This window comes from Pseudomonas sp. BF-RE-25, from assembly GCF_019956105.1.
In the GTDB taxonomy this organism is placed as follows: Bacteria; Pseudomonadota; Gammaproteobacteria; order Pseudomonadales; family Pseudomonadaceae; genus Aquipseudomonas; species Aquipseudomonas migulae.
In genome coordinates this window covers 13,998-28,156 of record NZ_JAHBDB010000061.1, presented here as the reverse complement: position 1 = coordinate 28,156, position 14,159 = coordinate 13,998, and the positions used below count along the sequence as shown (strand labels likewise).

The window sequence follows — 14,159 nt, the reverse complement described above, 5'->3', positions numbered from 1 at the left end:
GTTCCGACGATGGCGTCTCTGAAAACGCCATCGTCGGAACGCCGCCCGCAGCAAGCTGGCTCCTACAGGTCCGATTTCTCCTGCACAGGTGGAGGTGCTGCTTATGGGTAGGTTGCTCATCCTCGGTCTTGTCTGCGCCATGACCGCCCCGCTCGTTCATGCCAGGGCCATCCCGGACCCGGCGCAACGGCATGCGCCGGGCAATGAAGCCCTGCAAAAACCGATTGCCCAGGCCGGTTACAGCATTGGCGTGAACTACCAATTGCAATGCGCCGGTTGCCACTTGGGCAATGGCATGGGTTCTGCCGCGAATGACACGCCCCGGATGGCAGGGTTTGTCGGCAACTTTCTGAAAGTGCCGGGCGGCCGCGAGTTTCTCGTGCGCGTGCCGGGCATGTCGCAGTCCGCGCTGGACAACGCGCAATTGGCTGACCTGCTCAACTGGTTGATCCGTGCCGACGGAATGGCGGGTAAAAGCACGCCGGCCGACTATCAGCCTTACAGCGCCGACGAAGTAGCGGAACTGCGCGCAGAAACCATGCTCAACCTCCCCGGCACCCGCGCCGGCCTGATCCAGCAAATGCGTGCGCAAGGCATCGCAATTGAAGACGGGATGAACAACTGACAACGGTTTGAACCAAAGCCGTCATTGCAAAAACGGGGGGCCCGTTCCCCCGCCCTTCCGCTGCGCCAACTCTCCTCTGCGATAACAAGACGACCTTGCGGCAAACGCCGTGCAGGCGTCTCACCGTGGCTTGCCCGGCACCTTGTGTCCGAGCGCATTTTTATTTATGGATGTTGTCTGAATCCGTAGCTATAGGATGAATGTCTGCACAGTGGTGCTAAAGTGACAGCACCTGTCTTCGTCTCACCGGATTTACGCATTTGAGGGTGCAAACCTGTCACAAGTATGAGCAGCTTGTCGGTGACGCTGAGGCTCTCGAATGAGGGCTATGTTGACCTGAATCTCGTCATCACCGAGCGCAAGGGAAAGCAAATGAGGTCTAAAGATGATATTTGAGCCCAACAGTACCCGTTCCGTTCTCCAGCGAAGAAGCAGCACCAGTATCGTTATTCAGGCCGGTCTCGATTGCGTTGCGGTAACCGGTGTTGCGTGGTTCTTGATCAATTATCACATCGGCTTCATCTCGCAAGACTACGTCATCATGCTCTTGCTGCTGCTTGGCGCGTTGGCCGTCGTGTACGACCACTATGCCATTTACCGCAGCAATGTCGGGTTCACTGTCAAAGCCTTCAAGCTTCTGAAGGCATGGACCGCGACCTTTGGTTTTCTCGTTGCCATGGCTTTCCTGACCAAAACCAGCGAACGGTATTCGCGGCTATTGGTTGGGGAGTTATTTGTTCTCGGCTATTTCGCCCAGTTGTTTTTGCACCTCGCCACACGGGAAATGCAGAAGAAATTTCTGGCCCACCCGACGCAACTGGAAAATTCACTGATCATTGGCTCGGGCGAACTGGCCAGTTACCTCCACAAGAAAATCAGTAACAACCCCTGGCTCGGTGAACGCATCGTTGGCTGTGTGTTGATTGGCGCGGACGATGACTGGGCAAAGGAAGGCGTGGAAGGCGCACCACGCCTGTCGATACTGGGCAATATTTCTGATCTTGATGAGTTGGTTGTCAAACACGCCATTCGTACCGTCTATTTTGTGACCCCAGTGGGCGGCTCCGAAGTTATCCAGAAGGTTTATTTAAGCCTGTTCGATAAACACGTCAGGGTTAACTGGGTGCCTGACATTTTCGCCTTGAAGTTGATCAACCACAGCGTTCGCGAGATTGCCGGCATTCCCGTGCTGACCTTGTCCGAAACTCCGCTGATGGGGATGCGACTGTTCCTGAAGAATCTCGAAGACAAGGTCGGCGCTTTCCTGATCCTGCTTTTTGCGGCGCCCGTGTTGGCGTTAGTTGCCCTTGCGATCAAGATCGACAGCCCCGGCCCCGTGTTCTTTCGTCAGCAACGCATGGGGTGGAGCGGCGAAGTTTTCCGTATCTGGAAGTTCAGAAGCATGGTGGTCCATCAGTCGTCGGACGGCACCGTCAAGCAGGCACAAAAGAATGATCCACGCGTAACCAGGGTGGGCGCCTTTATTCGCAAAACCAGCCTCGATGAGCTGCCGCAATTGTTCAACGTGTTGATGGGCGAAATGTCGCTGGTGGGGCCTCGCCCGCACGCGATTCAACACGACGTGCAGTACTCGCCCGATGTCTCGGGCTACTTTGCGCGACATAACATTAAACCGGGTATCACCGGGCTGGCGCAGGTGCGGGGCTTGCGTGGTGAAACGAGGGATATCGAGCAGATGATTCGGCGGGTTGACTCGGACATCGAGTACATCAACAACTGGTCGCTCTGGCTCGACTTCATCATTCTGGTACGAACGATATCGGCCTTCTCCGGCAAACAGGCCTATTAATGCGTGGTGAAACTGTAGGAGCAGTCGAGCGTCGACCGGCTGCCCCTAAAGTTCGTCGCACAATGACGGGAACAGGTCCAGCGTGCGCTCGACCTCATCGGGGTCGATAGTAAAGCCATTGCCCGCGGGAGTACCGACGACAAAACCAAAGTGTTGATGATCACGATCGGTCAGGTACTTGAAATAGCAGATGAAACGATCAGGAGGTTGCAACACCAGCAGCGAACCACCCGGCGGCAATACATTAACCCCATGGATCAGTTGACTGCCCTCGACCCCTACCACGGTTCTCGCCCCGGCGCAGGTTGCGACGATGGTCGGAACATCGCACAGCGCAGGGTCGAGAATGCGAAAACCTCGACGATCACGCAGGCGTTCAGCCAGCTCCATTTCGTTACGCAACAAGCGTAAATCGCCGCGGCCACCTCTCAGGATGAACACGCCTGGATGAGCGCTTGTGTTGACGTGGGACAGCAACTTTTCGCCCATTGCACGGAAGCGCAGATGCTTATGGCGATTTTGGCTTATGTCGTCAAAGATCACGAGCTCACGAAAAAACGTATTACGTAAACGAACTGGCTTCATACCAAGCCAGTCCTCATAACCGGGCGTGTGAAGGATGCCGTTCCTGCTGGTGGAAACAATGTTGGCGCAAGCCGCTGTCGTCACTGGAACGCCTTCGTTGCAGGCCAGTGAATAGGTCAGGCAATCGTCCGTTAACCAACTGCCAAACCACTTGTTGCCCCCTGCCGTGCAATACAAGGCCCCGCGCTCGATTTCGTTTTCGACGCGAACCCCTGGCAACCGGCCAACGCCAGGCGTCAACCAGGATTTGGCGTTTCCTTTGTAGAGCGCACCATCGATCAACCAGGCATCTTTGAGCAAATATCCTCGGGTCGGTCCATGGTCAACACGACCGACGCCTTCCATTGTGCGACGAGGATGCTCATGGGGATAAAAAAGTTTCTCTTCCCACCCCGTCACACGTTCAAGTTGATTGGGAAGAAAGAAGGCGGGTTGAGCAAACGCGATTTCACCCGGCGCAATGTCCCAGGTTTTCACCGCCATACTTTGCAGCGTTAACGCTGGTTTGCGGGCAAGGCGTGTTTTAAAAAGGTGTTTATACGCAGCCAGGCTCCACTTTGCCGGACCGCCACTTGCCAACGCGTTGAATTCCGACATAGACACCCCCGCGTAATATGATCAAACAGCACTTACAGCCAAATACTTTTTAAAATCGCCCACCTATTCAAGCACAGAGAATAGTTTGCAGAATGGGCGGCGATTTCAAATGAGCATAGCGACTACGCAAGTTATCGAGCAGCGCGGCGCTCGGTTCTCTGAAACAATGGAGGTACAGTTTGAACAGTCCCCCAAAGCCCATTTCACGATAACGATTAGCAACTTCTTCATCACTTGGCCCGTCGGGTATTCCAAGATGAAGTGTCAAATGTTTGCCTTCAACAGCAAAAAGCGGCGCCTCCCACAGAAACTGCGCAGCGCCAATCCTGGGCAGCCGAACAAACACATAGCCATGGTTTCCCAGCGTATCGACATCACCGCCGCGCCTTCTTTTCCACTCAAGAAGTCCGTCGTCCGGACGTGCCAGACACGTCCCGATATCGTAGTAATCAAATCCGTTTTCTATTGCCCACTCAAGCGCCATGAACGTGGTGATGGAATTGATTTCACGTAATTTTTTGGCATCCGAGAACACCTCGTCAGGGTAGCCGAAACGTACGGTGCTCCAGTAGCGCTTGCCCGCGCGGGTAACGACGCACCCCAGATGGCAGGCAACAATCTGGTCTTCCAACACCACCAGATCGAGGCGTCCGGCACTTTTAGCCACCCGTTGAACTTCATGTGATGCAATTTGCGAGGCGGCTGCGCCATGACGGGCCCTGGCATAGGGTTGAAGCATTTCCCGATCCGCCGTTTCAATCTCGTCATCGTTCAATGCTTGCTTCATACCGTAGCGCAACCGGTTCTTGCGTAGATTGCGCCGTAACTCGGTGTTGTATCGCGCCGTAATTTCATCAATGGATCGGCGCAGCGGCACGACAGCACTCAGGTATTGCGGCACATACAATGCACCCCAGGTCGGCATGTCACTGACAACGACCGTGCGGTCTGATTTCGGCAGGCTATCAACCCCTTGAGCTTCAGCCCCCAAGAGCACCTTCACAAATTCCCGCTGGGATCTTCTGCCCACATAAAAAATGTCGTAACGGCTGTTTTCCCGCAGTTTGAACCTGGCAATTTCCCAGCGCCAAACACAGGCGCGTGCGGCTATATCGCGTAACCAGGCGAGCGCTTTTCTTAGCTCAAATCGCATGGAAGGCGACATTAACTTGCGTATCAGTGTTGATATATATGCTTTCATTTGAGTTTTCAAACCAATAAATCAAACACTCGAAATGAGAGTCGATAGCTCATCACGCTTTTCAAAATATGCGGCAAACCATAACTACCGATATGATGTGCGCTGTTTCTTGAATGTACGCCCAGCTATGTTTCTTGCGAAAAACTCGCCATTCACTCTCTGAAATCAAGATTTTCTGACGTCATTTATTCGTCTCCAACCTAACAAAAAACACTCCCCAACTCACCCGCCGAGTCGGTAATACAAGGCTGAGTAAAGATGCTGGCGCATAGTTTTGCAAGATATTTCAGACGTGTTTTTCAGGCAGCCCGAAGATTAAAACTGACGTCAAATTCCTGTTACGTCAGGAACTTCGACAGATGAGTGTGCGTAATAAAAACTTTGGGTTACCCACGATATAGCGAGTGAATAATCGCTTTGGCTCACTGAGCAGCCTGAACACCCACTCACAACCGAGGCGACGCACCCATTGCGGAGCACGCGTCACCTTGCCGCCGAGAAAATCCAGGATCGCCCCACCGCATACCACCAGGCATGGCACGCCGCTGGCGGCCAGCCTCGCGGCAACGACTTCCTGCTTGGGCATGCCCATCCCCAGCACCACCAGTTCCGGCAGTGACTGACGGGCAAGATTGACGTAATCATCCACCCCTGCGAAACCATGGTGAGCAGAGACGACATTGACCGCAAACACCGCTTCGCTATGCCGCACCGCATTGGCCAGAAAGGTCTCCTCAGTTCCCCAGAACGCCACGCGCCGGCCCTTGTAGGCGGCCAGTAATTTGGGGATGAAATCGGTGCCGTTCATATTCAGACCCGGCTCGAGACCGAGTCGACGAAACAGGATGGCCATGCCGGAGCCATCCCGTAACAACACGTCAGCCGCCGACAACGCGTCGTAGTAAGCGGGGCTGGCCGTCACCAGGTTCATGGCATGGGCATTGACGAATCCAAGCACTGTCGTCCCCTCAGACCGGGACAACGCATCAATCAATTGTTGTTCGTCGCCAGCATCGCGAACCACCCTGAGTTTGCGCAGGATGGTTTGCCAGTTGTGCTGCCAGGATAAGGGGTGCATCAGGTGTCATCTCGCTTCGAACGTACCCAGTCGACCTGGCGCTTGAGCACAAAGCCAATGTACAGCGGGATTTTCTTCAACGCGTAGAACGGCGCATACAACAAGGCTGAAAACGCGATGATCCCGCGACCGAACCGACTCCATGCCAGCAAGACAGACACGCCCAACAGCGCGAGCCCGAAAGACGCTATCAAGGCTGGCGCCAACGCGCCGCCGAGCAACACCACCAGCCAGGAGAGGCAAAAGGCGACCACCAGCAGCAACGTCAGCAAGGCCAGCGGCGGGACCAGTAAATCCGCGGTCATTGCCAGAAGGTTCAAGTTGCCTTTGCGGATAGCCTCTATCAGCAACGTTGGCGCATCACTGAGGATGACCCCGAGATGACCATGCTCCCAGCGTGTACGCTGGGTACTCAGGCCTTCGTCGCTGCGCGGGAAATCACTGCTGACCAACGCACCGGGGCAAAACAGGGGCGGTTTGCCGCTTCGGCAGAAATCCAGGCCCATCTTCAAATCTTCGACGATGTGGCCACTGGCTAATTCGATCAACGCCAGATCCCGCCAGACGAACGCCATTCCCGAGCCCATCAACGAACAAGGTAACCCCAGGCGGGCCCAACCCTGCGCTCGCACCCGATTCTTCACGCACCAGGCAAACTCGGCAATCTGCACTTTCAAACCGGAACCTGCAGGTGCATGCATCAAGTACAGGGCCTGTGCTGGACGGCCGGAGTCGATGCAGCACAGTGCCAAACGCTCAATCGAGCCTTCACTCACCCTCGAATCGGCATCGACAACAATCATCACGTCCGGTGCATCGCTGGCCAGGTAACGCACCCCGAAGTCCAGTGCATACCCCTTGCCTCGCTGCTGAGCATTGCTGCGTTCCACCACCTCGGCACCCGCGGCGCGGGCCAGCGCGGCCGTGTCGTCAGAACAGTTGTCCGCGACAACCACCAGGCGATCGCCCGCCAGCAGTTGCGGCAGAATGCTGTTCAACGTCGCGACGATCAGCGAGGACTCATTGTGAGCCGGCACCAACACCGCCACCCTCGGTCGCGATCCTTGTGCCGGTGCAAGCGATCGCACTGTCAGGCTGGCCAGCAGCACCTGCACAAACAACACCAACACCGGCAGGACGATGAGTATCAGCAGTGCACTGAACAGCCAACCCAGTAACGTGATCATGCGTGCACCTTGAACAATTCAGCCAGCTTGGCCGCTTCGGTATCGATATCGTGCCGCTCCAGCACGCGCTGATACGCGGCATCGCCCATCCGCTGCAACACCTCGACAGGTTGCGCGAGGCAGTCGGCCAGCGCCACCGCCAACTCATCCACGGCGCCCGCGGGAAACAACCAGCCGTTCTCACCCTGACGCACCAGTTCGGGAATACCCGCCACGTAGGTCGTCAGCACGGGCCGGCGCAAGGCCATGGCTTCCATGATGACCACCGGCAAGCCCTCGGCGAAGCTCGGCAATACCAGGGCCCGCGCCGCCAGGATTTCCGTCCGCACCTGATCGCTGCTGATCCAGCCGGTAATGCGCACCTGCGCCTGCAAGCCATGCCGCGCAATCAGGGTTTCGATCTCTGCACGCATTTCCCCGTCGCCGGCCAGTACGATCTCGAACACCACGCCTTGCGCCGCCAGTTTTCGCGCCGCCTCAAGCAACAACAGTTGCCCCTTCTGCTCGCACAAGCGCCCCACGCACACCAACCGCGGCACGGACGGCACAGCGACAGTCGGCACCTCATGAAACGCCCGCTCCAGGCCGCAGTGAACCACCTTGACCTTTTCCCAATGCGCATGCTCAACCCAGCGAAACAACTGGCTGCGTCCATAGGAACTGATCGCTGCGACAAACGCCGCGCGCCGGACTTTCTCGCCCAGATGGATAAATTGTGGTTTGTCGAACTCTTCCGGGCCGTGCACGGTAAAGCTGTACGCAGGCCCGCCGAGCGCATGGGCCAACATCACCACCTCGGTTGAATTGGTGCCGAAATGCGCATGCACATGCCTGGCGCCGAACACTTGCAACCAGGACAACAACCGGCACGCCTCGAACAAATAGATCACATGGTACGGCCACGGCCGATCGGCACGCTGGCCCATGCGCAACGCCAGCCACAGCGTCGAAAAAAAGCGTCGTGGCTGAGCGCGCAGCACTTGCAGCACCGGCCCTGCCAGCGCTTTGACTCCGCCCTGCAACACATAGTGGGTCTGGGCTTGTTCGGACACGTCCTCGGCATCCACCAACTGCGCATCCCAGCCGCGCAGGGCAATGCGCTGCACTTCAAAGCCCTGACGCTCCAATGCCAGAATCTCGCGACGAATGAAGCTATGGCTGACTTTGGGGTATTGATTGATGAAATAAGCGATACGCATAAGCACCAAGCCTGGCTGTCGTTGCGGTGAATGATTACAGCGGGGCATCCCACAGTAGTTCAGTGGCCTGGAACGTCAATCAGCCCCACGCGGGTGGCTATAACTGCCAATCAACACACCGTCTATCTTTTTGAACGTGTCCTCCAGCAACTCGTAACGCCTGCGGTACATGGCGCGTTTTTTCGAAGCGATACTCTCAAGCGGTTTGCTCGACGGGGCCATGGGGATTTCAAAGAAGTCTTCCCGCGCTGAAGGTGTCGCGCCATGCTCCAGCCAGATCACATCGTAATTGGCCGCCAGGTCCTGGGCTTTTTCAGCACCAAAATAGGCGTGCCGGTGATGACGGAACCCGTCGCTTACTGCGTATATCCTTTCAACGCCAATCCGGGTTGCGATGTATTTAATGACTTCAATCAGAAAACTTCGCGGCCGAAGGCCTTCGAAACTTTTTGTCAGCTCCCGATAAATGTCCAGGGAGCGTTCGCTCTCCACTCCTTTGTGAATCCCTTGCACGGCACCGATGAAAATACACAGTTCACCCTCGGTGCAACACAAGGTGAACGCAATCGATGCAATGCGTAAATCACCCTGAAACAGGTTCAACACCAACTCGCCTTCACGCATAAACCAAATGGGGCGATCCAGTACCAGGGAACAATCGGCAGCGAAGGTCGACAAGTCACTCAACACCAGACTTTCACTTCGACCAAACAGCAATAACTGCGGACAGCTTTTTGTCACCACCTCATAGTGCGAGGCCAACACACTCAGTCGGTCCTGAGGGTTCCAGCTTTTACTGATGTAGGGCCAATGAACGACCCCCACACAATCCCCGCCCAACTTCGCAAAACCGGCGCTGCCCAAAGCGTTCGACATGCGCCCCGTGAACAGCTTCAGTTCAGCCCAGTTCTTCGCCACTAAAATCATTAGCTTGAGCTTGTTTTTCACGGCTCTCAATGAATAACCTGCGTGTAAAGAAAACGCGTTTTTCAGCAGTTGCCAGTTATTCATTTAAGTCTCACTTGTATTCGATCAACGCGGACTTGCGAGCGCCGAACCTGTTCAAAAGAAACTTCAATTGCCCCAGCATCTCGGGAAACTTCCCCAGCACCAGAAAGAATGCCTGCAGCCAGTTTTCCCGCGCGGAACCCGCACCCCGACGGGCCAGGCGCACGACTTGCAATGGATAGACCAGCAGCAACAGCAGGCCGGCCCCTCCCAGCACCAGGCTGGCGAGAACAGTTGCCAGCGGAATGCCCAGGCCCCAGAACCAGGCGCGGCGTGACTCACGCAACCAATGCTGCTCGGGGGCCGCCCCATGCAAATAAGCACCTTCGGCAAAAGCGTAACCGCCGCGCAAGGTTCGCTTCCACCATTGGCCGAACCGGGTCATGGTCGCATCGTGCAGGGTCATTTCCTCTGGCAGCCGCCAGACTTTCCAGCCCTTGGCACGCAGCCGCACACACAATTCGGGCTCTTCCCCGGCAATCAGATCCGGTCGAAACCCCGACACTTCGGCAAAGGCCTCAGCCCGCATCAGCGCATCGCCCCCGCAGGCCTTGGCCTCACCTATCGGCGTGTCCCATTCGAGATCGCACAACAGGTTGTAAATCGAATGTTGAGGAAAGCGCTCACGACGTCGTCCACACACCACCGCCACCTCAGGATGCGCATCCAGAAAGGCTTGCGCCTTTGACAGCCAGCCGCCGACGACCTCGCAATCACCATCGACGAACTGCACGTGACGCAGCGAAGGCAACAGGCGTTGCACGCAGGCAAATCCTTCATTGCGCGCACGTGCAGCCGTAAACGGGATGCTCATATCCAGCTCGACCACCTCGACACCAAGCGCCTGCGCCATTGACACCGAACCATCGGTTGAGCCCGAGTCGACATAAACAACCTGCTGCGCCGCATCAACCAGCGACGCCAGGCAACGCTGCAACCGCAGGCCTTCATTACGACCGATGACAACAACACCCATGCCGGTAGTCATGACGTTCACTCAGCGCCGCCATCGAAACAGGCGTTCGGATAACTCATGAGTATTCCTCAGTTTCTACTGACTTCCTTTTCTTGATGGTCGCGGGCACACCCACGGCTACCGAGTCGTCGGGTACGTCGGTCAGCACCACGGCGTTGGCGCCGATCACGACATTGTTACCAATGCGGATGTTGCCCAATACCTTGGCCCCGGTGCCGATATCCACATTATTGCCAATCACCGGGGCAATCGGCTCGTTCACATTCTTCAGGCCCACGACGACGCCATTGCGGATCCGGCAATCATCGCCAAACTGCGCATAGCCACTGATCACAATGCCGCCGAAATGATCGATGACGAAGTTGCGCCCGATCACGACTTCACAGGGCAACTCGATGCCCGTCACGATCTGCACCAGTTTGAAGAGCACTTTGTAGATAAAGGAGAGCACTTTGCGTAACAGTGCCGGGCGCACACCGTAGCGCCAGCGCCCGAAGCGATAAACCAGCATGACCCAGAATCCCTGAGCGCCCCAGTCACCGCCATAGGCACGCAAGTCCGCCCGTATATTCTCGAACATTGATTGACCTACCGTGTGGGTTGGGTAGCGAATCGGGTATCACGCAGCAGCGCCCAAGTGGCACGCGTATGCTGCCAGCACACCGAGATGGCAGCACGGCCGCGACCTTTGAGCAGCGCCTTCAGCGCCAGAACCAGATCCCCCAGGCAAACCAGGAACATATGCCAGGCCAAGCCCAGCAGACCGTGGTGCTTGCGGAAGTACAACAGTTCGCTTTCGATTTGCATCTTGGGTATTTGCCGACTGACCGCGTTGAGCTCAACCACCGTTTTGGCACTTTCACCACCGATATGCACCACCGTGGTATGCGGGTAAAAAACCACTTTCCAACCGGCCTGTTTAACGCGTTTGCAGTGGTCAACTTCCTCGTAGTAAAGGAAGTAGCGCGGGTCGAACAAGCCCACCTGGTCGATGACTTCCCGGCGAATCAGGTAATAGCACCCGGGCACCCAGTCGCACTCACGGACCGAGGCGTGATCCCAGTCCATGTCATCCACCCTCTTCACCACGGGGAAAAACCATTCAAGCCCGGTACGCGAGAGGAAGACATTCAGCGGCGTCGGGAAGTAGCGACACGAAGGCTGCAAATCGCCTTCCCGACCAACCAGCCGAACGCCGAGGACACCGCAATCCGGATGAGCCTCCATGTAGTCGAGGGTTTTTTTCAGGGTATCGGCGGCAACGAAGGCATCGGTATTGATGAGCAACGCGTACTTGCCCTGCAAGTGTTCAACCAACTGATTGTTGGCGCGGCCAAAGCCCACATTGTTTTCATTGGCCACCAACAATGCCTCTGGGCAAACATTTTCCAGACGCTCCAGTGAATTATCGGCAGAGGCATTGTCCACGACCAGATAGCGCGTCAGATCCGCACTGTTTGACTGGCGCAATGCATCAAACATCGGCTGCAACAGCTTCGCTGTGTTGTAGTTGACGACCAGCACATCGAGGGGAGTATTGATCATTTTGGTGACTCGCCAAAAAAGTACTGCACTCGCATGGCCATCAGCGCCGGCTCCACGCTTGGATCGTAGGCACCGTTGCGCTCTCTGATCATGTCCATCCACGGATAGTCGTTGCAGCGCGTCTCGAATTTTTTCATCAGCTCGTCAACGGTACAAATGACCCTCGCTGGATTGCCCGCGACCACGACACCAGGCGGAACATCTTTCCTGACAACAGCACCTGCGGCGACAATTGAACCCGGACCTACGGTCACGCACGGCATGATGATCGCAGCATGCCCGACAAAGCAGTTGTCACGGATGTCGACAGGTCCGACAGAATCGAGTTTTACGTTGTAGATAGTGGAGAAGAAAACGGCTCCATCGTGGCAGAACAGCGTGCAATCCGCTAAAGCGATATTGTTGCCGAGGCGCACCAGCGAAGGGTCCGCGATATTGCACCCGATATTGATCCACACATTGCTGCCGACGGAATGCAGCGATCCCCAGCGCGCCAGATATCGAGCCCACTCGAACCCGTCAGGATTACAAAACCGTTTAAAGAGCCAGCGTCCCCGCCCCGTTTTGTTGACGTAATAACTTACAGCACGTCTTGCCAGCCCTATCATCCTGTCAGCCTCACAAATCCTGCGATGTTCATCCGTGCCAGAGCCAGGTACACCCCGGTTTTTTTGATTGTAGTATCAGGAATATCTGCCCGCCGGGCCTGCTTGATGATTGAGATGATCTGCCAGCCTCAGGGCAAGCTGTAAAAGTGGCATGGTCGGATTGCTCGCACCGGCTGTAGGAAAGACACTACTGCCCGCCACGTAAAGATTGTCGGTGCCGAACACTTTGCAGTTCTCGTCGACCACACCGGACTCAGGCGCCGAGGCCATCCGTGTAGTCCCCATATGATGAGCATGGGGCGCCACTTTCAGTGGCACAGAGACGTCATACACGTACTCATCCAGCTTGACGAAGCCCAGCCCCGTCTCGGCAAAACACTTGGCGACCTCCAGCCCTATCGATTTGATGGTGTGTCTGTCTTCGGGGACCAGCTCCCAGTTGATGTTGACCTTGCGCATCCCCAAGGCATCTCGCGCTTCGAGCAAATTGACGCGACTGTTGCGGTTGGGAAATTGTTCGATGAGGGTGGTAATCACCCCGTCGCCAGGGCAATTGAAGTTCGTAATGAAATCGATCTTGTGCGCCAACCCGACGTCGCAGACGAGGGTCTCCAAAAAGTCCTTGATGGCTGCCATTCGCCCATAGGCCTTCACTTCCTCCAGCAGCGCAGCAGAGATGTTCCCTTTACCTGACTGATAGTGCGCGACAAACGCGTCGGTGGTGAAATACTGCCGAGGCTCGGTACTCTGCCCCTCCCCCAGAATGAAGGTGCCCAGGTCGAGGTTCAGGTGTTCCATGAAACATCTGCCGACGAAACCGTCCTTGCTGACAATGCCGGCGGATGCCAGGGACTCGCTGTTCATCAGTTGCCGGGCATTCTCGATGGCGCCCATTGCCAGAATGAATTGCTTTGCCTTCACTCGTTCCCGGTGTTTCTCGTAATCGGACACAACGACGGTGGCTATGCCGCCGGTCTTGGCATCGAACTCAAGATCGACACAGTTGCAATTGATAAAGACATCAAGCCCCTCGGTCTCTTGAAGTTCCTTGGCGTACTTTTGTGCAAATCGTGTCGGCGGGCTCAGCAGGAAACGATCCGCTTCAAAGTCGTCGCCGCCCATAGACACATTGATGGCCTTGAACCCCGCATCCGCCGGAAGATCCACGATGGCCATGGCCGCCGGCAGATAACGCTCGATCTCGGAAAACGCGATGGGCCAGCCGGGCAGTTTGACGGGAGGAGCCACTTCGAAGTCTGACTTCTCGAAGGGACGGCAACGCCCCGCCCAGTGGTTGGACGTGCCGCCGAGAAAGCGCAAGCGTGTTTCTTGTGCGTAGACATCCATGCCTGTCGAGGGGCAGTCATATAGGGCTTGCGAGGGCTGCGAATATTCGTGCCCCCCGCCCTCGAGAAGCAGCACGTGTCGACCATTCCCGGCCAGGCGCAACGCCAGCGTGATGCCCGCCGGCCCGGCCCCGATGATGCAGAAGTCATAGTGATCGCGGAGTTCTTTCTGCGATTGGTAATCTTTGATCATGTTCGCGTTTGCCGAAAATACTGGGCCGGCAACACCCAGCCGTTGACGACGACAAACCCGCTTTTTTCAGAAGAAGGCGAAGCAAGGAGCGAGGGCAGTCCAAATGTCACGCCCCCCAGACTTAATAGAGCAAACGCCTGGAGGAGTTCTCTGCGCCCCATCGCAAAGGTATTCAAATCAAGTTCACTCATGCTTCAAGCT

Annotated in this window: 14 protein-coding genes; 2 read left to right on the top strand and 12 right to left on the bottom strand. The window is 56.3% G+C overall.

Annotation, left to right across the window (positions count from 1 at the left end):
- The first annotated feature begins 103 nt into the window (after positions 1–103).
- On the top strand, positions 104–625 hold the full coding sequence (locus KGB24_RS23905; protein WP_223415741.1) for a cytochrome C: 522 nt from the start codon (positions 104–106) through the stop codon (positions 623–625).
- Between the two features lie 385 nt (positions 626–1,010).
- Complete coding sequence (locus KGB24_RS23900) at positions 1,011–2,435, top strand: undecaprenyl-phosphate glucose phosphotransferase (RefSeq protein WP_223415740.1); 1,425 nt, start codon at positions 1,011–1,013, stop codon at positions 2,433–2,435.
- A gap of 45 nt (positions 2,436–2,480) precedes the next feature.
- Here KGB24_RS23900 and KGB24_RS23895 read toward each other — a convergent pair whose 3' ends face one another.
- The 12 genes from KGB24_RS23895 to KGB24_RS23840 all read right to left on the bottom strand — a co-directional run bounded on the left by KGB24_RS23895 (position 2,481) and on the right by KGB24_RS23840 (position 14,149).
- Complete coding sequence (locus KGB24_RS23895; RefSeq protein WP_008033911.1) at positions 2,481–3,617, bottom strand: glycosyltransferase family 61 protein; 1,137 nt, start codon at positions 3,615–3,617, stop codon at positions 2,481–2,483.
- A 67-nt stretch (positions 3,618–3,684) separates the two neighbouring features.
- Complete coding sequence (locus KGB24_RS23890) at positions 3,685–4,818, bottom strand: hypothetical protein (RefSeq protein ID WP_223415744.1); 1,134 nt, start codon at positions 4,816–4,818, stop codon at positions 3,685–3,687.
- 343 nt (positions 4,819–5,161) lie between these two features.
- Positions 5,162–5,896: a WecB/TagA/CpsF family glycosyltransferase gene (locus KGB24_RS23885; RefSeq protein WP_223415739.1), complete on the bottom strand. Its 735-nt coding sequence runs from the start codon at positions 5,894–5,896 to the stop codon at positions 5,162–5,164.
- The gene (locus KGB24_RS23880) at positions 5,896–7,083 is read right to left on the bottom strand and encodes a glycosyltransferase family 2 protein (protein ID WP_223415738.1); all 1,188 of its coding nucleotides are present in this window, start codon (positions 7,081–7,083) and stop codon (positions 5,896–5,898) included. The genes KGB24_RS23885 and KGB24_RS23880 overlap by 1 nt, the downstream gene beginning before the upstream one ends.
- Complete coding sequence (locus KGB24_RS23875; protein WP_223415737.1) at positions 7,080–8,282, bottom strand: glycosyltransferase; 1,203 nt, start codon at positions 8,280–8,282, stop codon at positions 7,080–7,082. Before KGB24_RS23875 ends, KGB24_RS23880 begins: the two co-directional genes overlap by 4 nt.
- Before the next feature lie 75 nt (positions 8,283–8,357).
- The gene (locus KGB24_RS23870; RefSeq protein ID WP_008033920.1) at positions 8,358–9,293 is read right to left on the bottom strand and encodes a DUF535 family protein; all 936 of its coding nucleotides are present in this window, start codon (positions 9,291–9,293) and stop codon (positions 8,358–8,360) included.
- A 7-nt stretch (positions 9,294–9,300) separates the two neighbouring features.
- Positions 9,301–10,278 carry a glycosyltransferase family 2 protein gene (locus tag KGB24_RS23865; protein WP_223415743.1) on the bottom strand — a complete coding sequence of 326 codons (978 nt, stop codon included), beginning with the start codon at positions 10,276–10,278 and terminating at the stop codon, positions 9,301–9,303.
- Positions 10,279–10,321: 43 nt separating this feature from the next.
- Positions 10,322–10,846: a serine O-acetyltransferase gene (locus KGB24_RS23860; RefSeq protein ID WP_223415736.1), complete on the bottom strand. Its 525-nt coding sequence runs from the start codon at positions 10,844–10,846 to the stop codon at positions 10,322–10,324.
- Between the two features lie 8 nt (positions 10,847–10,854).
- The gene (locus KGB24_RS23855) at positions 10,855–11,811 is read right to left on the bottom strand and encodes a glycosyltransferase family 2 protein (protein WP_223415735.1); all 957 of its coding nucleotides are present in this window, start codon (positions 11,809–11,811) and stop codon (positions 10,855–10,857) included.
- Positions 11,808–12,419 (bottom strand): acyltransferase, encoded by a 612-nt coding sequence (locus KGB24_RS23850; protein WP_008033937.1) that lies wholly within the window; start codon positions 12,417–12,419, stop codon positions 11,808–11,810. Before KGB24_RS23850 ends, KGB24_RS23855 begins: the two co-directional genes overlap by 4 nt.
- Positions 12,420–12,494: 75 nt before the next feature.
- The gene (locus KGB24_RS23845) at positions 12,495–13,958 is read right to left on the bottom strand and encodes a GMC oxidoreductase (protein ID WP_223415734.1); all 1,464 of its coding nucleotides are present in this window, start codon (positions 13,956–13,958) and stop codon (positions 12,495–12,497) included.
- A complete protein-coding gene (locus KGB24_RS23840) occupies positions 13,955–14,149 on the bottom strand; it encodes a hypothetical protein (RefSeq protein WP_223415733.1) in 195 nt (64 codons plus the stop codon). Before KGB24_RS23840 ends, KGB24_RS23845 begins: the two co-directional genes overlap by 4 nt.
- Between the last annotated feature and the right edge of the window lie 10 nt (positions 14,150–14,159).